Annotated in this window: 13 protein-coding genes, 1 pseudogene and 1 CRISPR repeat array; of the genes and pseudogenes, 5 read left to right on the forward strand and 9 right to left on the reverse strand. The window is 39.7% G+C overall.

Going from position 1 to position 20,283, the window contains the following annotated elements; translation table 11 throughout:
- Positions 1-324 precede the first annotated feature (324 nt).
- A protein-coding gene (locus tag LEP1GSC190_RS02600) for an IS5 family transposase (protein WP_237578308.1) occupies positions 325-1,121 on the forward strand; the annotation gives its coding sequence in 2 pieces (ribosomal slippage) (positions 325-670 and positions 670-1,121; 798 coding nt in all).
- A gap of 410 nt (positions 1,122-1,531) precedes the next feature.
- Here the strand turns inward: LEP1GSC190_RS02600 and LEP1GSC190_RS02605 are convergent.
- From LEP1GSC190_RS02605 to LEP1GSC190_RS02625, 5 genes are all read right to left on the reverse strand, one after another.
- Positions 1,532-2,011, reverse strand: coding sequence for a hypothetical protein (locus LEP1GSC190_RS02605; protein WP_002748645.1), 480 nt, complete (start codon positions 2,009-2,011; stop codon positions 1,532-1,534).
- A gap of 447 nt (positions 2,012-2,458) precedes the next feature.
- Positions 2,459-4,684, reverse strand: coding sequence for a TPR end-of-group domain-containing protein (locus LEP1GSC190_RS02610; RefSeq protein WP_002748634.1), 2,226 nt, complete (start codon positions 4,682-4,684; stop codon positions 2,459-2,461).
- A gap of 149 nt (positions 4,685-4,833) precedes the next feature.
- Positions 4,834-5,550, reverse strand: coding sequence for a phosphate signaling complex PhoU family protein (locus LEP1GSC190_RS02615; RefSeq protein WP_002748660.1), 717 nt, complete (start codon positions 5,548-5,550; stop codon positions 4,834-4,836).
- A gap of 728 nt (positions 5,551-6,278) precedes the next feature.
- Positions 6,279-6,701, reverse strand: a complete 423-nt coding sequence (locus tag LEP1GSC190_RS02620; protein ID WP_002748632.1) for an MAPEG family protein — start codon at positions 6,699-6,701, stop codon at positions 6,279-6,281.
- 316 nt (positions 6,702-7,017) lie between these two features.
- The gene (locus LEP1GSC190_RS02625; protein WP_117344618.1) at positions 7,018-8,211 is read right to left on the reverse strand and encodes a M23 family metallopeptidase; all 1,194 of its coding nucleotides are present in this window, start codon (positions 8,209-8,211) and stop codon (positions 7,018-7,020) included.
- A gap of 362 nt (positions 8,212-8,573) precedes the next feature.
- Here LEP1GSC190_RS02625 and LEP1GSC190_RS02635 point away from each other — a divergent pair.
- A protein-coding gene (locus tag LEP1GSC190_RS02635; RefSeq protein WP_420844300.1) for an IS3 family transposase occupies positions 8,574-9,646 on the forward strand; the annotation gives its coding sequence in 2 pieces (ribosomal slippage) (positions 8,574-8,811 and positions 8,811-9,646; 1,074 coding nt in all).
- A gap of 77 nt (positions 9,647-9,723) precedes the next feature.
- Positions 9,724-10,423: direct repeats of the CRISPR family, unit length 29 nt; unit sequence CGGTTCAACCCCACGTGTGTGGGGAAAAG.
- A 394-nt stretch (positions 10,424-10,817) separates the two neighbouring features.
- On the opposite strand, the pseudogene LEP1GSC190_RS20960 reads toward LEP1GSC190_RS02635, so the two are convergent.
- From LEP1GSC190_RS20960 to LEP1GSC190_RS02645, 3 genes and pseudogenes are all read right to left on the reverse strand, one after another.
- Positions 10,818-11,068 (reverse strand): annotated as a pseudogene (locus LEP1GSC190_RS20960) (phosphomethylpyrimidine synthase ThiC); the annotation flags it as partial.
- A gap of 665 nt (positions 11,069-11,733) precedes the next feature.
- Positions 11,734-13,167, reverse strand: a complete 1,434-nt coding sequence (locus tag LEP1GSC190_RS02640) for an Lcl C-terminal domain-containing protein (protein ID WP_036047797.1) — start codon at positions 13,165-13,167, stop codon at positions 11,734-11,736.
- Between the two features lie 233 nt (positions 13,168-13,400).
- Positions 13,401-13,604 carry a hypothetical protein gene (locus LEP1GSC190_RS02645; RefSeq protein WP_002746497.1) on the reverse strand — a complete coding sequence of 68 codons (204 nt, stop codon included), beginning with the start codon at positions 13,602-13,604 and terminating at the stop codon, positions 13,401-13,403.
- On the opposite strand from LEP1GSC190_RS02645, the gene lon reads away from it, so the two are divergent.
- The 3 genes from lon to LEP1GSC190_RS02660 all read left to right on the forward strand — a co-directional run bounded on the left by lon (position 13,553) and on the right by LEP1GSC190_RS02660 (position 18,054).
- On the forward strand, positions 13,553-16,030 hold the full coding sequence (gene lon / locus LEP1GSC190_RS02650) for an endopeptidase La (protein ID WP_036037311.1): 2,478 nt from the start codon (positions 13,553-13,555) through the stop codon (positions 16,028-16,030). The two genes, LEP1GSC190_RS02645 and lon, sit on opposite strands and share 52 nt — an antisense overlap.
- A gap of 73 nt (positions 16,031-16,103) precedes the next feature.
- The gene (locus tag LEP1GSC190_RS02655) at positions 16,104-17,228 is read left to right on the forward strand and encodes a DegT/DnrJ/EryC1/StrS aminotransferase family protein (RefSeq protein ID WP_002746418.1); all 1,125 of its coding nucleotides are present in this window, start codon (positions 16,104-16,106) and stop codon (positions 17,226-17,228) included.
- 343 nt (positions 17,229-17,571) lie between these two features.
- Positions 17,572-18,054: a Dps family protein gene (locus LEP1GSC190_RS02660; protein ID WP_002746371.1), complete on the forward strand. Its 483-nt coding sequence runs from the start codon at positions 17,572-17,574 to the stop codon at positions 18,052-18,054.
- 382 nt (positions 18,055-18,436) lie between these two features.
- On the opposite strand, the gene LEP1GSC190_RS02665 is transcribed toward LEP1GSC190_RS02660, so the two are convergent.
- Positions 18,437-19,918 carry an aldehyde dehydrogenase family protein gene (locus tag LEP1GSC190_RS02665; RefSeq protein ID WP_002746360.1) on the reverse strand — a complete coding sequence of 494 codons (1,482 nt, stop codon included), beginning with the start codon at positions 19,916-19,918 and terminating at the stop codon, positions 18,437-18,439.
- Positions 19,919-20,283: the final 365 nt, after the last annotated feature.

Raw genomic sequence — 20,283 nt, forward strand, 5'->3', positions numbered from 1 at the left:
TTTCATCCAATAATTGAATTCGTTAGAGAAGATGTACGATAAAGGAGGAATACTTGTTGGCTCAGTGTTGAAGCAAATTTGAATTTCAAATTTGACCTTCGTTTTAAGACTAAGAACAGCTCCCGATGTATAGATTATCCTGCGGTATCCAACCCGCGAATATCAGTCTGATCAATCGTCGCGAATGCTTTTCTCTAACGAGTTAAATTATTGGGTGATTAAAAAAAAATGCGAAAAAATATTTACGGCTCCGGATGGGGGCGCCATATCAGAGCCGGTCTCAAAGCTGGTTGTACAGAGAAAGTGTAAAAATATAAATGTGAAATGGACAAATATTATTCAGAAATCCCCGATGCACTTTGGGAAAAAATAGCACCATTGATTCCTAAAGAAAAGCCCAATCTTCAAGGAGGTCGCAATCGTGTTCCTTCAAGAATAGTAATGGCAGGTATCATCTATCGAATGAAAACAGGCTGTCAGTGGCGTGCAATTCCCAATGAGTTTGGATCTGGTCAAACTTGTCACAGAAGATTTCAAGAATGGGAACGAGCAGGGGTATTCAAAAAGATCTATAAATCCATTTTAAAATATTATGATGTAAAGAATCAGATAGCATGGGACTGGGCTTCGATGGATTCGGCAATGGTTAAGGCTCCCAAAGGGGGAGTTTAACCGGGAAAAATCCTACAGACCGTGCCAAATTAGGGGTTAAACGGCATATCCTTACGGATGGAAATGGAATTCCTTTGGCAATTACGTTGACTGGAGCTAACGTTCATGACAAACACGGTGTAAAAGATACGTTGAATTCAATCCTAATATTTTCCGGAAAAAGAAGAAAAAAGCCAAAACATCTTTGTTTAGATAAAGGTTATGACTTCCAAGATATAGAAGTTTTAATCAAAAGAAGAAACATTCAATCTCATATTCGGAAAAAAGGTGAAAAGCCTCTCATCGGTAAATACAATGGAAAATCTAGACGATGGGTCGTTGAAAGAACTAACAGTTGGCACAATCGATTCAGAGCTATCCTAATTCGTTGGGAAAGAAAATCTGAAAATTATCTTGCATCTCTTTATCTCGCAAGTTCTATCATTGCTTTTAACTTTTTTGATAGGTAGTTTTGAGACCGGCTCTAAGAACTTGTTCCAAAACCTTAAAAGAAATCAGCGCAATCATTTTATAAGTTCGTAATAGAGCGTAGGAATTCCCGCGGATTTATGGATTTTCTAGAAGACTTTATTGTTGGAACGCTCTTGTAGGAGTTCCTACATCCGAGGTTTTGGGACAAGTTCTTAGACAAAATGGCGTCCTTCCGGACCTGAAAAACGTGGGAACTCATACAAAAATTTAACGATATTAGAATTGTTTGAAAGTTCGCAATTATCTAATATGACGATTTTGGTAGGGCTACTTCATTTTATTAAAAATCTCTAAAGAATGATCACACAGGTTTTAAGACGGCGGGCTCTTAGACATGTGAGTTTCGACATCGATTCAAAATTAAAAAATTGGAATCAATATCGTTTGTTCAACTTGGCGACTCCAATTTAAACAAAGACAAAATCCGTTTTTTAAAAACAAAACGAAAGGGTCTTTTTAAAACAGCGGAAAGAGAAAAATCCCAAAAAGGTTCGAAATGAATTACTAAACGCCAAGTTTGATTCGGCTTCAAAAAGCTGAATTGGAGTGTTTGCGAATTTATGATATGCGTCTTTTCCATATATAAAAATGAAACATAAGGATCAAAGATCATGTCCTTAACTTCTAAATCGTTATTTAGAAAATAATACCAATAATCCGTACCATCGTAATAATTATAGGAAGTAATCAGCAAAAACCCATCAAGACATTTAAACTGAGCTTCTATCTGCTCTCCTTTCAATACTGCGCGGATTTTACTATTCTCAAAAATCAGAGTTATGGTTTCATTAGAATATTTTGTTTTTTTGATATTTTTAATAAAAGAAAAATTAGATATACTTTTCAAAGTAAGCCAACTGAAACACATTTATATTTGAATCATTCAATTTTAAATTTATCGGTAATTTCGGAAAATCAAGATTTTATAAATAAATTCTGAAAATGTAGGAACTTGTAGCTTTAAAAATCCTTTATTCACTCTAAAGGTTGTTTACATACAAACCGATAAACTTCTACATAGAGCCATTATTTAATAAATTGATTGTTTTCCAATTAAAAAATCATTTTGAGTCTGTATCAAAACTGTCTTCTATGGGAGCGGCATTGCCGTGACACTGTCCTCAGTCTTCTGAACGTGGGAGTTCCCGCGGATTGGTGATTTATGGATTTTCTAGAAGACTTTATCGTTGGAACGCTCTTGAGTAGTCCTACATTTTTGTTAGACTCAAGCGGTCTCGCTTCTATTGGGCTGGACGGGATTTTCTCTATCAGTTTTACCTATAAAATAAAAACTCGCCTCAAAAACTTCTAAATTTTAATGTAACACAACCAAAGAATGAAATTCGGGATCATCTTTGAAATTGTCAAAATCGCTATCCTCAAAATCCTTTTTCGGTTTCCCCAAACTCAGTGCCAATTTCGTATAACGCAGAACGTTCTCCTTGTTTTTTTCCAAAGAATTCAAACAGGCAAGATTGAACACAAGTCTTGCATCCTGAATATCGGCAGGCAAAAGATCTTCGAGTAGGGCGAGATATTGACTTTCGTTGTATTTTGTGATGAATACTATGATGTCGCCCGCAAAGTATTCGGCTGTGTTATACGAATTCCCCGTTTCATTTCCTGTGAAGGTGGAATTCCCATTGATTTCCAAAGAGCGGTAGATGTCGCTATAACACTGAAGCACCCATTTGGCGGCATCAGGTTTATTTTCTCTTAAGAATCGATTGAGAGCTGCAGAACTCATTTGCATTCCAAGATTACTCAAGGTCGTTTTTTCTTCCTCGTCTACTTTCTCTTTGTATTCCAGGATTTTGTTGAATTCTCTTTGATAACGTTCTTTGTTTTCTTGAAAATTCTCCGCAAGACGATTCATACTTTTTTCTATTGTGTCTTTCCAGATCCAAGGATAATTCTCCATGACGTCGCCGACGATATCGTCGATCAGTTCCTGTTCTTCTTCGGGAACCTCTCTTTCCTTTTTATTCTTACCTTCTGTAGAGAATAAGCTTTTAAAAAATTCTTTTTTGATCCCTTCGATAGAATGATAAACGACTTCGGCTTCCTCGTCGTGATAATGAGAATACGCGATATAAACTCCTTTTTCATCCAGTGGTAGTTTTTGAAAATCCTCTCCGTTTGCGACGGAGATCAAGTTTTCGATTGAAAGATAAGTGAGAATATCCCGAATGATCGAGTAATCGTCTTCTAAGGTTTCCACAACTTCATCACCGTCTAACTCTGCGTTCTGATCTTTTCCCAACACCAACTTGTAAAACGAAGTAAAATCGAGAGGGTAATCAATTTCGTTGGCGCCTTCAGAAATAGCGTCTTCGTAATCGGTTCCGGAATGCCAATCCAACCCGAGAAAAATCACTTCACCTGCGTCGTCCCAATAGGAATCGATCACGAGAATGTCCTTTTCGACAGCTACTTCTTTTGCGAGAGAACGAACCCATTTGGAAATTGTTTTGTGGATAGAATCTGCCAGGGCATGCCAGTCGCACTTTAACAGACGTTTGGCGACTTCGGGATGATTTTCCGAAAGCGTAACTGCCTTGTGTGCGACGAATTCCTGAAAGGCTCTCGTAACGACTGGAGAACCGGAGAGGGCCAGGTCTTTTCCGGAATCAATCTCGATATCTAAAATCCAAGACGCGATTTCACGAAGTATGAACCCGCCCATTCCATAACGAACGACTGCCTCTTCCATTTCGCACGATTCGTGACTGACGGTCGTGATCGCGAGTTCTCCGAATCTATTTTTGACGACAGGATGATAGACGAACCAATTTTGACTTTCGTCAAAAGCTCCGAAACACTGAACGTCTCCGAAGTCCTGTTCTAAAATTTCGAGAGGAGCAATCCACCAATCGTCCCCTTTTTCCAGAATTTCTTTTTCCCAACCTCCGTCTCCCACGACAAGAGCGGACTTTTCCTTATCTTTGGGCTCAACGCCTAACACCCATGTGATGGCCAAGTCGTCGTTGTCGTGATGGAAAGAAACCCCGTTGAAGTTTGTAACGAACTTCGCCATCGAGTGCGGAACGGAAGAATGGATTCTACCGATGTAAGGGGCGTTCCAGCGAATATGCACCTTGGTTTCCTCGTCATAGTGCCAAGGAAGCGTAAAAACGAATTGGTCGTTTTCGATGTAAATCTCTTCGATTTTGGAAACGATTTGATCCAGGACTGCGGCGCATTCTTCGGTTTCGGTAAGAATTTCGAAATGAGAACGGAGCGCCTGTTTACGATCGGAAGCTTCCAGGATTGCGTTCCAGGTTGTGAGATAATCGGTATTACCGTTTAGGGTTTTGAAAGTAGGAATTCGATCGGATTCTCTGAATCCAAGTTCGGACTTTTGATCGATGAGTTTTTGAAATTCCTTGAAACATTGTTCTCTCGTTTTGAAGTTGCGAATTGAACGTTTTGCGATCGCATTGCCGGTTTTTCCGGAGGAAAGAACCAAAGAAAGTCCGGAAATTTCGATTTGCCAAAAAATTTCGGAGCCGTTCTCCGAATAAATGAAATGTTTTTTCATGTTTGAACCAAGCGTATTTTGATAAGAATAACTGAAATACTATTATAACGGATTTTACCGAAATCTTCGTATCAGTTTATATCCTGAAAAGCAGTGAGTTATATTTATGGAATATTCTAAAATGATCGAGTTTCAAGTAAAAAGAACGATCAACTTATAGTCTCTGCGATTGCCTGAACCGGATCGGAAACGTGTCTAATATCCATTCCCGTATTCAAACGAACCAATTCTTCCGCCATATTTACCGCATAGTCCCCCGTTCTTTCCAAACAAAGGATAAGTCTATATACGTCGGCAAATTGGTTTTTGTCTAATCTCGGATCCATGACGAACTTTAAAAAAGCGGATTGACAGAGGTTATTGATCTCTTCTTCCACAGTGTGAACGCTTCCGTAGAATCGATTTTTCTCTTCGACTAAGGATTCAACGGCCATTCCGACTATCGTAATGACTCTAGATAAAAGTTTGTTGAGAATTTCTTCCTCGCAGAAGAATCGTTTCGGGATTAAACCTCTTCGAAAGCATTTGGCACAGTTTACGATTTGATCTCCCATTCTTTCCAAGTTTCTTGTGATCCGAATCGCCGAGAGTGCGAATCGAAGAGGGTCACGTTTTAAAACGACTTCTCCATCCACTTGATCCATTCCCATGGAATTACGATTGGCTACCGCTTCCAAAATCGCGTTCTGAGAAAGATTGTCGTTTTGTTTTTCGAGATTGTCGATTAGATCGTCTCGATCAATTAGCTTTTTTGCAAGTTCACTGTCGTCTTTTTCTAGAGCGTCGTCTAAAAGAAGCACTTGTTCAAGACATAGTTCTGCCATGCTGTAGAGATTTTTACGAAGAAAGTCAAATTTAGAAAACATAAGATTAAAAATCAGACGGACAAACGCTCAAGTAAAAAGAATCCTTCTTAAAAAATATGTTTGGTCAAGTAGATTTTCTTTTTAGAAAGTCTTCCCTTTTCGAGTTTTGATAACCGGAATTTGGGCAGGTTTCATGATAAAAATTTCCGTTTTTAGAGCCGTTGCAGTTTAAAGCTTCGGAACCTTTTTCCGTTTTTCGGTAGAAGTGGGATTGTTGAGTGGGTCATTTCCACTTAAATTCTATATCATACAAAGTAATGCGACAATTGGGTGGGGTTGTTCAGAAATCTTTCATCTACTTTCAAGAAACCGTTGTATAACGTTCGAATCCATTTTTGAGACGATTTCTAACTTTTCCCTTTTGGAGAAAGACTAAAATCGCAACTTCTATTGCCATTGTGACGGGATTTTATTGTCGCTTTGTGTAGTTTTTTAATGAGACATTTTGAAGGAAAGTTTTCGTAATCCTACTGGTAAATTCAATTTCGGAAGTGGAAAGAAAATTCCAAATCTGAAAAAATTTCCTGCGATAAAACGAAGTCTGATCCGTTTTATCGCAGTGTTCTTCGAATTTGGAAACTACGTATCTTTCAATACAAGACTGAAGTTTTTCGAATTTTAAGCACGCTTGTGTGGTTCGCAAATATGATCGTTGGTTCCAAAAAAAGAAATACAGTTTTAGAATCCGATTCTTTTCGTGTCGACTTAATACTAAAGCGGTTCTCCGATTAAACGATTCCCGTGTTGTGAAGAATGTGCCAAAGAAAATATATAAAACTTCCGTATTGTACGATAAAACCAGTAAAGCGTGTATTGATTGCAAACACTGAGCCAGAACTAAGATGAGCGAGAGTCTGAAAAATCCTCGCACCTAAAACGATCTGCGATACAAGTCCGAATGTTTCATCTAAAACTCCGATGAAACCGCCGATCAAAACTAAGACTCCGAAAACAGGTAGATTTTCTATACAATTGAGATGAGCTCGGTTGAGCCTCCAATAGAATTCGCTTCCGTGTTTGATTCCTGCTGGGAATTCGTCCGATTTATTCGTTCCCATCAATACTTTGAATGATCGTATGCTCACTAACCAAAGTCCGAGCACGAGTGTCCAAGATACAAAACCTAATAATGCGATGATTGCCGGATGCATTCCACTCTCCTATTATTTCGGAAAATAGAATCAACTCGGTGTTGAAAAGCAAGTCGGATTTAGGAATCCTTTTTACATTTATTTCGGATATTGTCTTTGTGAGGTTGTTTAAAAATTTTGATCACAATCTTCGATTTCTCAGAGTTAACCTTAAATATGGAGTCTATTTGAGTCGGTGTAATCGTTGATTTTGAGGATCCATATTCCGTTTTTTTGATGTACACAATGTAGTAACTAATAGAAAGATACTCAAAATTGTATTTCTTATAGTTTGCCGGTTTATGGAATTTTTCAATCGCAGATTAATATATCCTAACTAACGTTCAACGATCCAGGTTTTGATGATTTCGATGTCGTTGATGACTTGAATTTTATATTTGCCGGGTTGTCCGGGAAACAAATTCCAGTCGAAGTAGGAAACGGAGGATTTCCACTCGGGTTGAAGAGTCCAATCGATTCTTTTGCAGATCGAATCTGGATTGCATACTTCGACTTTCAGATCATATTTTCCTGGTTTTCTCACCTCAAGTGCAAGAATCGGTCGTTTTTGCGGATTGAATTTTTCTTCGCATTCGGAAAGTTTCTTTTGAATAAATTCGGAGCAAATTTTTAAATCTTCTTCGAAGAAAATTTTGCCTGCCGGCAAGGTGTTCGAAGGATTCCAATAAACTACACCTTCTTTAAGCTCGTCTAACACTCCTTCGTCGGTTTCGAAAGAAATGGGAACCGATTCTAAGGTTTGAAGATCTGCCTTGTGTCTTAAAACGTGAAAATGTAAATGGGGAGCGCTACTAAAGCCAGTGTTTCCGGAAAAGCCGATTCTTTCTCCCGTTTGGACGATTTGTCCGATTTGAACTGAAATTCCTTTGTGTTTTAAATGAGCGTATTCTGCTATGCTTCCATCTTTATGTAGAATCTGGATAAAGTTTGCTTTGTCTTTGTAGAAGGAAATAGTTCCTCCAGATTGATATTTGTCTTGTATTGCGATCACAAGTCCTTCTCTTGCGGCGAGAATGGGGCTTCCTTCTGAAAGAGTGAAATCAAGCGCGTAAGTGAATATTCCCGTATGTGTGAATTTTCCGTTGTATCCTTGCCCGACTCTGGAAGAGGATTCAAAAGGTAAACGATAAGGAAGGTTTCTCGCTTTGGAACCGTCATCCCCTGCTTTTACATAGATGTTTGAGTTGTAAGAGCGTTCTTTGCGAGAGTCGATCGGACTGATCGTGAGAAATTTTTTCGGTTCCGAACTGCCTTTGGAAACAAAACGATATGGTAGAGGGACATCGGCCTCGAAGTTATTCAAAGTCGAGAAATTAAAATAAATTATAAAAGGATATTCTCCCGAAGGTGTTTGGTTTTGAACGTAAAATTCTACTTTGTTATTTTCGTTGCGGGTAAGAATACAGATCCATTCTTTCGGTTTACATTCGCCGTTGAAATCGGAAGTTTTCGCCAATAAACCGGAAAAAGTAAATACGGTAAAAATTAAAACGACAATAAAATTCCGCATATCAATTTCATCATTTCCAATATGCTATAAATTAGTAAATCATCATTATCTTTGGTTTACCACTTCTCTTTTTCAAACTTTTTGGCTTCTAAATAGTATTATTCCGTTTTGAAACTTCGTTTTTCGAGATTAAACAAAGGACTTTTAAGATATATTCTTTATGTTCCGATCGTAATTCCTAAGTCCATCATTCACCTTTGCGAAAGTGAAATTTCCACAAAATAGGAATATTAAAAACTTAAAGTTGAATTCATGGATTCTACGTTGTAAAAATTCTCAATTTAACATGACCTAGCCCCCGAATTTAGAACCATTTAGAATGTTTGAAATCCTCTCAAGAACATAAAATTTTGGAGGAAAACATGAAAAAACGTTTCAGTGAAGATCAAATTCATAAGATTCTAAAGGAATCTGAATCAGGGATATCGACTCCTGAACTTTGTCGTAAATACGGAATCAGTGGTAACACTTTTTACCGTTGGCGTTCGAAATACGGCGGGTTAGAACTAAACGATCTAAAACGGATGAAGACTTTAGAGGAAGAAAACAGTAGGCTAAAGAAACTGTATGCAGAGTTAGCTTTAGAAAATGAAGCGATCAAGATGTTACTCGAAAAAAAGTGGTGAGCCGTGAGCAGAAACGAGAGGCGCTCCTGTTAATCAAAACGCGGCTTGGAGAACGGAAATCCTGCCGTCTTTTGCAAATCTCCAGAACCGGCTTTCGACATCGTTCCAGGCTTCAGGACAAAAACATGGAATTGAAGGATCGAATTCTCACTTTAGCGTATAAGCATAAAAGGGCGGGATACAGACAGATTCATGATTTTATTCGGCAAGAAGAACGAGTAAACCATAAACGAATCTATCGCTTGTATTCAGCATTGGGCTTAAAATACCGAATCAAACCGAAACGAAAGAGAGTATCGTTACCTGCGATTCCAAAGATTGTTCCTAAGAAACCGGAGGAAAGGTGGTCGATGGATTTCATGTCGGATTCACTCTACTCGGGAAGAAAATTCAGAATATTGAATATCATCGATGACTTTGGACGATTCGCCGTGGCAACGCAGGTGGAATTCTCAATCACTTCGGAACGATTAGTAAGAATTTTGAATGAAGTATCTGAAGTCCGTAGCCTGCCAAAACAAATCGTTGTGGATAACGGTCCCGAATTCACATCAAAAGCTTTTTTACGATGGGCTTTTGAAAAAGGAGTCGATATTCATTTTATTACGCCGGGTAAGCCTACTGAGAATGCCTTCATCGAGAGCTTTAACGGAAAAATGCGAAACGAATGTTTAAATGAAAATTGGTTTAAGAATATTGAAGAAGCACAGCGCCTTGTCGAGGATTGGAGAAATTTCTATAATTCTGAAAGGCCACATAGTTCTCTTGGGGGACTTACTCCGGAGGAATATTTAAGACGCTCTGCTTAAGTGGATTTTGACACTTTACACTGGTACTAAAAACGGGGGCATCTCAAACAAAGATAAATTTTATTCTCTGTAACTTTTAATGCAACCCCACGTGTGTGGGGAAAAGTGGATTTACTTTAACGAAAAACCGGTTGCCGACGGTTCAACCCCACGTGTGTGGGGAAAAGGGGTTCGGGTTAACTGACGGGGAAAAGATCATCGGTTCAACCCCACGTGTGTGGGGAAAAGCCAACTCCATAACAAAGCACTGGCCACATTGTCGGTTCAACCCCACGTGTGTGGGGAAAAGTTATTAGTTCAGGAACTGCGTTTATAAACAAACGGTTCAACCCCACGTGTGTGGGGAAAAGTAATCCTAATGACAATTCTTTAATAGCTGTCACGGTTCAACCCCACGTGTGTGGGGAAAAGTCCTCTACCTGCTCAGGAGTGTAGCCCTCGCCCGGTTCAACCCCACGTGTGTGGGGAAAAGGGGATACTCAAAACCTCTCGACGGGTTCATGTCGGTTCAACCCCACGTGTGTGGGGAAAAGGGGATACTCAAAACCTCTCGACGGGTTCATGTCGGTTCAACCCCACGTGTGTGGGGAAAAGTTTTGCAGCCTGTCTCTCTTTTGCCTCTTCTGCGGTTCAACCCCACGTGTGTGGGGAAAAGTGATTAAGCTTAACAGTTATCTTATCCCAATACGGTTCAACCCCACGTGTGTGGGGAAAAGAAATACGTCGTAGGAAAAAAACTCCTGAAAGTCGGTTCAACCCCACGTGTGTGGGGAAAAGGCTAAAAGTTCGTATAGTATTTTACATATTATGTCATCTTAGAATTTGTTTTTAAAGATGATCTGATCTTGTATTTTTGTTCACAAAATCGATTAGGTTTGTAAAAGAAGAACTGCCATCTCTAAGGACCTTGAAAGATCATTTAAGGTTCTTTCTGACTTGGACTTGGCTTGGGCACTAAAGATAAACCTTCAAAATCTATTATCTCGCGAAACAAATCGTCGTAAAAACGAATTTCGGATCTAAAGAAAGAAGACTGAATATATTGAAAGGATTGGGAACAAGCTTGTTCGGAAAGTGAGAAATCATTTATCATAATATTATATATATCGGAATTATATGAATTGAATGTTATGAAAAAATTAGAATAGGTTTATCTTTCGATCTTTAAATTTTAGACTTGTGGGGACGATCGCATTTCTGAGCAGTTCATTGAGCAGAAATGAGGGTGCGCATAGAACAAAATGCGTCGTTTCCATACAATCCTGAAAAAGTATTTCGTTATGAAAGGACCTTGCTGTTCCTGGATCCAAAGAAAGGACAAACTAATCCTCTCAACAAAATTCAAAATAGATTTTGCTCAAAAGATTGATCGCCGCCGGGATGTTATTTTGCCAAATCCTCCACGTGAGCCGTGATCTTGTGCAATCCGCATTATCGTTTACATCGGTGATCGGAACCGGACGAAGACCGCCCCAGAAAAGGAAGCTTCTTATTTTTCCATCACATTTAAAATTTCATCGAAGTGCATGCATAAAATTTTTTTCCTCGTTATGTGCAATACACCATTTTGCCAGATTTTGAAACGATTTCGGTTACACGATTTTCTGTAAAAAGGAATATAACGTAGAAAAACGGTTGCATAATGTATTTCTTCGGCGACTTTGCATAGTACGTCTGAAAATGATTCGCGCCTTTACAATTTCATAGTCTTGAGTAGAATGTTGGTGGTAAGAACTGATGACAAGATTGATTTTTAATTCAATTCGACAGATCCATAACGATTGTAAACTTACAAATCGGAAAATTATCTAGGAACCTTTTTAAAATCTCGTTCTCATTTTTGAGTTTGCAAAATCTGTCTAACGTTGTAACTCTCAGGAATTGAACAAAGAAGAGACTGTTCGAAAGTTCATAAACTACCAAAGGGGACGTGATCTGTGGGAGCTCCCGTTATTTTATTACTAACTTACTGAACTATAACTGATCTTTTTTAAAGTTTTGGGACGGACTCTAAGAATAAATTCGAGATTTCCACTGGGATCGAATACAAATTCGGCCTACAAAATTTCATTTGGAGTAGAATGGAATTAGAGATCGTCGCTGACACAACGTACGTAATTGGGAGTACTTAAGTTGGCGGTGTTAATCACCCCATCTGTAAAACTCACTCTAAAAATCTGTGAACCCGGGATGGAATTACTCGTAACATATTGCGATGCTGCGGGAGTATTCGGAAAAAAAGTACGATTGATTTTTGCACTCGTTGTAGAAGGAAAATCTAATAAACTTCTCAGCTCGTGTACATTGGGGAGCCTCCAAGTGCGACCATCTAAATTCAAATTTTTGCATATACTTAAAGCCGAAATGAAATTGTGAGAAGTTATACTCCCTATATTGCATAAAGAAGATATGGGTGACCAGGTTTGTCCTACGGAACATTTTTGCCAAACCAAACCCGTAAGGTTGTCTTTAACGATTCCGTTATTGAAATCGGAAAAACTACGGACAGGTATCGTACCGCCGGATACACAACGAACAAGCATATTTCTCGACGACTTATTTGCAGAGTTATTTGATCCGTAAGTAAAATCAAATCCCCAGGCTTCGGCAGTATTGGACATATTGGTTGTGTTTGACCAGAATTCTCCATCCCCAAACGGAAACTCTGTAAGATCAATATATGTTGTACTCGGGGTTTTATGCGTGCTGAGAGTCATCAGTTCTTCAATTTCCGGCAGTCTCCAGTTGCGAATTCCAGCATATCCGAGTCCTGCATTAATCTGATTCAGATTATTACAGTAGGTTACCGCATCCGATTGTGTATAACTATAATTATTATATGCTGAACAAGCGGCATTATTAAGACCGGCGGCGCAGTATTTCCAGGTAAGCCCAGTTTGTCTATCGATCGTTACCGGTTGGGTGGTATAATCAGACAAAACGATATTAGACTGAAAGGTTTTGGGAACTCCGGTTGAATAATCTGCGTCTTGGCCAGGATCGTCATTGCAGAAGGTAAAAAAACAATTGATTTGTCCTGCATCCGTTAGACGAAATATAGGGATAACTTGAACAGTATAGTCTTTAACGCTCTTGTCGGTTGCAGTCACTCTATATATTACCGGAGACGAAAAATTGTTCACAGTTTGACCGCTTGTTTGAGGAACACCATTTACTTCGACGTTCACTCCGGTGCTTATAAAAGTTGCCTTTAGACGATAAATTGCTCCAAACGGAACTTGGACCGTAATTAAGGTTCCGGAAATTTCTCCGACAAAGTCGGTCGTAAAAAAATGATTGGAGGCTTGAAAGCGAAAGGAATTGATTTCTTTCGGTTCGGAGCTTTCAAGATCACCCTGATCCTGACTCTGGTTATTGGGTCCGGGTCCCAAGGCAATTCCTCCTTGGAAAAGAAGCCCTGTTGTTGAAGAAGTATCGATGTTGATTCGCTCAGCTTGAGAACAAGATGCGAAAAGTAAGATTGCCGCGAACATCCAGAGTAAACCAAAAGTTTGATTCATATGCTATAAAAACTATAATTGGTTTAATGCAATAAGTCTTATCAAGTTATAAGCTAAACGATGGTAGGAAATGAACTGATTTTTTTGTATACGCGAAAAATCGATAGGAGTTTCTATAAATTTGGCGTTTAGAGGTCATCATTCAAAAACACAAATAGTGTTTTTCGATCCATTAAAAAAATGAGAGAAATGAAAAGACGCTTACTGGAAGAAAACATTTTTGTTTGCAATACTTATTGAAGATTGATTCGAAGGGAAAGTTCTTCAGGCTTTTGAGGTTTTTTCAGCACAAAATGGATCGGATTTGATTTGAGAATCTCTTCCGGTATAAGAACCTGGACAAAATCCGGTTCTCCGGGAATGTTTTCAGATTTAAGGAGGTCTTTTGGAGCCTTTAGAGGATTTATCGGGTATTGAAGAGAATTCAATTGTTCCATTGGACTTGATTTTACCGCCGGAACTTTTTTTAGTTCCTATTAAATCTCGACCGGTATTTCCGGGTATCATCACACCTTTAATTGTTCCTAACGGTAAGTTTGCAAAGGCTGTAGAGCAGTCTCTCAGGGGAAATTCTTTTTTGGGACTCGTTCTTTTGAAGGATGAGGAAAACGAAAAGGAAACCTCCGAAAACATCTACCAGTTCGGCGTCGTCGCTAAAATTTTAAAAAAAGTACATCTACCCGACGATGCGGTCAATATTCTCATCAATACAATTCGTCGTTTTAAAATCGATTCCTATACTAGTAAAGATCCCTTGATCGCCAAGGTTTCCTATCCGGAGGAAGAGCCCGGAGCGCCTAAAAACACGATCAAAGCGATGATGAGAACTTTGCTCGTCATGACGAGAGAACTCGCACAAAATAATCCGCTGTTTACGGAAGAAATGAAACTTACCATGCTTAATGTAAATGAGCCTGGAAAAATGGCGGACTTTGTTTGTTCGATTCTTAATCTTGAAAAAGAGGAATATCAATCTGTCATCGAATCTAATATTCTTAAGGAAAGAATCGAAAAAGTTCTTCTCTTTTTAAAAAAAGAAATCGAGCTCGTATCCATCCAAAGAGAAATTTCCGATCAAATCCAGGACAAAATCGACAAACAACAAAGACAATTCTTCCTGCGAGAACAACTCAAGGCGATACAGAACGAACTCGGAATCAAGGATGATAAGTTCGAAAAAAAATACGAAAAATTTCTGGAACGACTGAAATCCATCGGTGCGGATACCGAGGTCATTGAGGAAGTAAGTAGAGAATTGGATAAGTTCTCTTATGCGGATCCGAATACCGGAGATTATAACGTTATCCGAAATTACCTGGACATTCTGGAATCCCTCCCTTGGGAGCCCGCACCTGCTAGAGAAATCGATTTGGACAAGGCTAAAAAAACCTTGGACAGAGATCATTATAAACTTGAGGACGTGAAGGATCGGATTTTGGAGTTTCTCGCGGTCAAAAAATTGAAAAGCGATGAAAAAGGAACGATTCTTCTATTAGTCGGACCTCCGGGTGTAGGGAAAACTTCGATTGCGAGGTCCATTGCCGAAGCTATGGGAAGAAAATTTTTTCGGTTCTCCGTCGGAGGAATGAGGGACGAAGCCGAAATCAAGGGTCATCGAAGAACCTACATCGGTTCTATGCCCGGTAAAATTATTTCTGCTCTTAGAATTACGAAAGAAAAAGATTGCGTTATCTTGCTCGACGAGATCGATAAACTTGCGGCCGGCATTCAAGGGGATCCGGCTTCCGCTTTTTTGGAAGTTTTGGATCCAGAACAAAATAAGAATTTCAGGGATCATTATCTGGATCTTCCATTCGATATTTCGAATGTGTTTTTTATCGCGACCGCCAATACGTTGGATTCTATCTCCAGGATTCTTTTGGATCGGATGGAAATTATTAATCTTTCGGGTTATATTACGGACGAAAAGGTGCAAATTTTTCAGAGATATCTCTGGAAAAAGGTTCTTGCGAAAAACGGGGTAACTTCTTACGGAATTGAGTTCGATAAGAAAGCGGTGGTCTCTTTGATCGATTCTTATTCGAGAGAATCTGGAGTTCGCGGTTTGGAAAAGGTCACTGATAAGCTCGTTCGTAAGATTGCGATGAAAATCGTAAAGAAGGAGCCCTTCCCGAAAGTTATTCTCGAAAAAAATCTTGAAATGTTTTTAGGAGTTCCAAAGTTTACGAACGAAAGAATGGTTCGTACTTCGGTTCCCGGTACCGCGCTCGGTCTCGCGTGGACTTCTGTCGGAGGAGCGACACTTCTTATAGAAGCTCTTTTCGTAAAAGGAAAGGGAGGAATTCTTCTTACTGGGATGATCGGAAAAACGATGGAAGAATCTTCAAACATCGCCTTGAGTTATATTAAAAATTTTTTAAATAAGGACGAATTGTTTAACGATAGAATGATACATTTGCACGTTCCGGACGGGGCAACTCCGAAAGACGGCCCCTCTGCCGGAATCACAATGGCGACCGCGATTCTTTCCCTTGCCTTGAATATAAAAGTGAAGGCGGGTTACGGGATGACTGGGGAACTCACTCTTACGGGGGAAGTTCTTGCGATTGGAGGCTTACGTGAAAAGATCGTAGCGGCAAAAAGGGTCGGAATTTATAAAATCATTTATCCAAAAGATAATCTCCAACATCTAGAAGAAATTCCGGATTATGTAAAAAAGGGAATGTCTTTTTTTCCGGTGAGTCGTTATGAGGAAGTTGCCGCAATGGTTTTCGACGAAAAGGTTCTTCTGAAAGTAAATCCTTCTTTTAAAGAGAATTTAAAATTGATCACAACCTCGGCAGGAAAAACGGCTCTGAAAAAAAAGACAGTGTCCAAAAAAAGAATAACTCCTTCAAAGTAGAAGATCACTCGAAGAGAAAACAAATATATTTTAGAATATTATTATATGCAAATTTAAAAGTTAGGAGAGCCGAATGGGCGTTCCATTTATCGATATCAAAAGGTTTGAACCGGGATTGCTGGAGGAATGGGAAGAAAAGGTCAAGATTCTCAGTAAGAATGCGAGTTTTATCGGCGGAGAAGAAGTTTCTCTTTTAGAAAGAAATCTCGCATCTCAAGCGGAAACTAATTATTCTGTAGCTTGCGCAAATGGAACGGACGCTCTTCAATTGGCGCTTCGTGCGTTGGGAGTCGGAAAAGGGGATGCTGTATTACTTCCGGATTCCACCTTTTGGGCGACATTTGAATCAGTCGTAAACGTAGGAGCCGATCCTTACACTGTCGATACCGATCCGGATGATCTTCAGATGGACTTTACCGTGTTTGAGAAAGCGTTGGAAAAGGTCAAACCGAAGGCGGCGATAATCGTTCACCTTTACGGTTGGGGTTCTGCCCGTCTTGAGGATTTTCGTAAGCTTTGTAAATTGAAAGGAATTCCTCTATTGGAAGACGGTGCTCAGTGTTACGGTGTGAGATACAGAGGGACGTCTATCTACAAAGACGCGTTGATTGCAACTACTTCCTTTTATCCTGCTAAAGTTTTAGGTGGTGCAGGCGATGGAGGTGCGGTTTTTACGAACGATGAGAAACTCGCAAACAAGGTGAGAATGCTCGCCAATCACGGAAGAATTTCTCATTATGCCTACGGAGACGTGGGTTGGAATTCTAGATTGGATACTTTACAAGCCGCTTTTCTTAATATCAACTTGAAACATCTTGAAGCAAGGATCGTTTCGCGTAGAAAAATCGCACAAAGATATTATGAAATACTCCCTAATCTTGGAATCCGAGTGATTCATCCACCTAAAGATTACGAGGAGAACGGATATTGTAATGTGACTCTTGCTGCTGCGGAAGAACGTTCTTTAATTCAAGATGTTCTAAAAGAAAAAGAGATCGGCTTCGGCAATATTTATCCCGGTGCTATGAGTGATCAGCCGGGTGCAAAATCTTATATCAAAGAAAAATTTGGAGATAAACACACGACGGGAAAAATCTGTGCTTCGGTTCTCAACTATCCTTTGTTCCCTTATATGAAGGAAGAAGAGTTGGAGGAAATTTTCTCTGCGATTCGTGCATATAATTCTAAAAAGAAGTAAATTTGAGCGGTGATCCACCGCTCTTTTTCATTTTAAGTCTGTTTGGAAATCTAAAGAAAAACCACGATTGTTGGTCGCCAATGACAAAACGTAGTTTCCAAGGACTACGTTCCCTTGGGGAAATTTATGGATTTTTAAATCGTCTTTTACCGTTAAATGAGTGGGGGGTTCTTACAATTCTAAGATTTTGGGACAAGTTCTTTATAGAAAATTATAATCGTATCTTGAACCATAATTTTATCAGTAAATCCTTTTCAAAATGGGTGCGAGGTTTTGGAACGAGCTGTAAGTTTTTTCTTGTTCTTTTATGTTTTCGGTCTATTATAAAACGGGGGGTCTAAATATGAAAGACATAGATATCGGAATATCCGAAAAAAATAGAGAAACCATCAATACAGGACTGCAAAAACTTCTGGCCGATACTTACATTTTATACTTTAAAACGCATAGCTATCACTGGAACGTAACCGGTCCACAATTCAATACTCTTCATCTGATGTTTCAAACTCAATACAACGAGCTTTGGCTTTCCATCGATCTAATCGCCGAAAGGATCCGTTCGTTGGGTTTTTACGCTCCGAGTTCGTCCCATCAATTGGGCAAATTGACTTCAATTCATGAGGAAGGAGGAGTTCCTCACGCGGAAGATATGGTTCGCCATCTGGTAGGCGGGCACGAGACCGTGATTAGAACAGCGCGTTCCCTTCTTCCTGCTGCAGACGAAGGAGGGGACGAAGTGACCTTAGACCTTCTTACCCAGCGATTGGAGGTTCATGAAAAAACCGCCTGGATGCTTCGTAGTTTGCTGATTGTCGAGAACACCTGAAATTCGAGGCCTAATTTTTTGATACGAACGAGTGTTTTCGTTAAAGGTGCGCTCGTTCTGCTTAAAAAGAGTTATAAAAAGACTATTATACTTTATGGATTTGGTCTTTGTATCTAAAAAAAATACGAGTTTTTTATCGTAAAAGGGTTTTAGAGTCTATCTTAAAACTTAAAAGAAATCGGTTGCAATCATTCGATAAATTCGTAACAAATGCAGTAGTTCTCACGTTTTAGAATCAGTGGAAGTGTATGTAAACTCCTATCCACTAATACTTAAAAAGTCCCTTGAAGTAATCTCAAACATCACTTCAAGGGATTTCAAAAATCCTCGGCGTTTCAAAATGAAAATTGCACCCTGTACTTTCTAAGTATTATCTACGATGTCAAACGAGGAACTTCTTTGTTAGGGTAACGAGTCGTTTCACAAAATTCGTATAAGGCGGATACATCAGTCCAATCGAACTCAAAGCGGCTTGACGGAGAACGGAACGTTCGTGAGAAAACGCCTTGAATCCGAAATAACCGTGGTAACTTCCGTGACCGGAATGATTGACTCCTCCAAAAGGGAGATACGGATTTACGAGGTGAAGAATCACGTCATTGACCGCAACTCCTCCGGAAGAAGTCTCCTTTAGAATCTTTTTGATCGGACGTTCCTTTTTACCGAAAATATAAAGGGCCAGCGGTTTCGGCTTGGAATTGATCTTTTCAATCGCCTCGTCCAGGTTCGTATAAGGGATCATAGGAAGAATCGGCCCGAAGATTTCATCTTCCATAATATTCGAATTTTCTGGTACATTACTGAGGAGAGTAGGCTCGATGTAATTTTGAGAAGCGTCCGTTTCGCCTCCCATTTCGATCTTAGCACCTTTTTCTACAGCTTCGTGTATGTAGCCGGAAACCCTATTGAAGTTACGATCGTTTACGATTCTACAGAAATCCGGATTCTCCTTGAGGGCTTTTCCGTCTTTACCATAAAATTCTTTTATAACCGATTTTGCCTCTTCCACGAAAGGTTTGATAAGGTCGTTGGGAATGAGCAGATAGTCGGGAGCGACACAGGTTTGTCCCGCATTCAACACTTTTCCCCAAACGAGTTTTTTAGCGGCCTTTTTGATATCCGCGCTTTTGTCGATGATCGCAGGAGATTTTCCGCCTAACTCAAGTGTAACGCTGGTAAGATGTTTTGCCGCCGCGGTCATCACGATTTTTCCTACTTGAGTGCTTCCCGTAAAAAAGATATGATCCAAAGGAAGTTCCATAAGCGCACCGGAAACTTGATAGTCTCCTTCGAAAACGGCGACTTCCTCTTTCGGGAACACTTCGGTTATAATTTTTTGAATCAAGTTGGAAGTAACCGGAGTAAATTCGGAAGGTTTGATTAGGACCGTATTTCCTGCGGCGATTGCAGCTGCGAGGGGAGCAAAGGTAAGATAAAACGGATAATTCCAAGGTCCAATAATTAAAACGACTCCGCGAGGTTCGTAAAGGATCTGGCTTTTGGCACCGAAAAGGGTCACCGGAGTTTTGGCGTTTACCGGTTTCATCCATCTGCGAACGTGTTTGATCGCATCGTTGATCTCCGAAATGGAAGGCATGATTTCCGTGATGTCCACCTCTCTTTCGTTCTTACGGAAATCGGCGTTTACCGCTTTTTCGATTTCGGGAGTATATTTAAAAATCGCTTCTCTCAGCTTTTTCAATCGCTGAATGCGCTGACTCGCCGTGGTCAATTTCATCACCTTATGGAAATGTTTTTTTTGGAGATGAAACACTCGTTCGATCTCCGTTTTGTCTATGGACGGAAGAGTGGGAGTAAGATCAGAATACGGTAATTTTACCGGAGATTCTTGTATAGTTGGCATCGAAATAAGCTCCTCATGTAGTTCAGAAATTCATTTTCGGGGACGGACCCGGTCAAAGTCGGGCGGGCTTATTCTACCATTGTGGACTCGGAAAGCAATTCTTTTTATAAGGTCCGAACTTGTTCTTTGAGCGGGTATCTATCGAAGCAGTTACGATTCTCCATCTTCTTGTTTTTAAGGACAAATTGCCGGTTTTTAATCCGCACGGAAAGTGGCGAATTCCGTATATATGAAACGTTATATCCAAATTTTATAATGCGACAAGAGTCAGAAAAGAACGGTTAACGTTTTTGTTTTATGGGAAGAATAAAACGAACAGACGAAAGTTTCGATCTACGTTTAGAGCTTCGGAATCAAACGAAGCA

This window comes from Leptospira mayottensis 200901116 (assembly GCF_000306675.2).
In the GTDB taxonomy this organism is placed as follows: domain Bacteria; phylum Spirochaetota; class Leptospiria; order Leptospirales; family Leptospiraceae; genus Leptospira; species Leptospira mayottensis.

What these genes read in the sequence shown, in the direction of transcription:
- LEP1GSC190_RS02610 (WP_002748634.1), bottom strand. Translation starts at nt 4,684, where the DNA reads ATGAAAAAACATTTCATTTATTCGGAGAACGGCTCCGAAATTTTTTGG.
- LEP1GSC190_RS02665 (WP_002746360.1), bottom strand. Translation starts at nt 19,918, where the DNA reads ATGCCAACTATACAAGAATCTCCGGTAAAATTACCGTATTCTGATCTT.
- LEP1GSC190_RS02605 (WP_002748645.1), bottom strand. Translation starts at nt 2,011, where the DNA reads ATGTGTTTCAGTTGGCTTACTTTGAAAAGTATATCTAATTTTTCTTTT.
- LEP1GSC190_RS02645 (WP_002746497.1), bottom strand. Translation starts at nt 13,604, where the DNA reads ATGGAACAATTGAATTCTCTTCAATACCCGATAAATCCTCTAAAGGCT.
- LEP1GSC190_RS02640 (WP_036047797.1), bottom strand. Translation starts at nt 13,167, where the DNA reads ATGAATCAAACTTTTGGTTTACTCTGGATGTTCGCGGCAATCTTACTT.
- LEP1GSC190_RS02620 (WP_002748632.1), bottom strand. Translation starts at nt 6,701, where the DNA reads ATGCATCCGGCAATCATCGCATTATTAGGTTTTGTATCTTGGACACTC.
- LEP1GSC190_RS02655 (WP_002746418.1), top strand. Translation starts at nt 16,104, where the DNA reads ATGGGCGTTCCATTTATCGATATCAAAAGGTTTGAACCGGGATTGCTG.
- LEP1GSC190_RS02660 (WP_002746371.1), top strand. Translation starts at nt 17,572, where the DNA reads ATGAAAGACATAGATATCGGAATATCCGAAAAAAATAGAGAAACCATC.
- LEP1GSC190_RS02625 (WP_117344618.1), bottom strand. Translation starts at nt 8,211, where the DNA reads ATGCGGAATTTTATTGTCGTTTTAATTTTTACCGTATTTACTTTTTCC.
- LEP1GSC190_RS02615 (WP_002748660.1), bottom strand. Translation starts at nt 5,550, where the DNA reads ATGTTTTCTAAATTTGACTTTCTTCGTAAAAATCTCTACAGCATGGCA.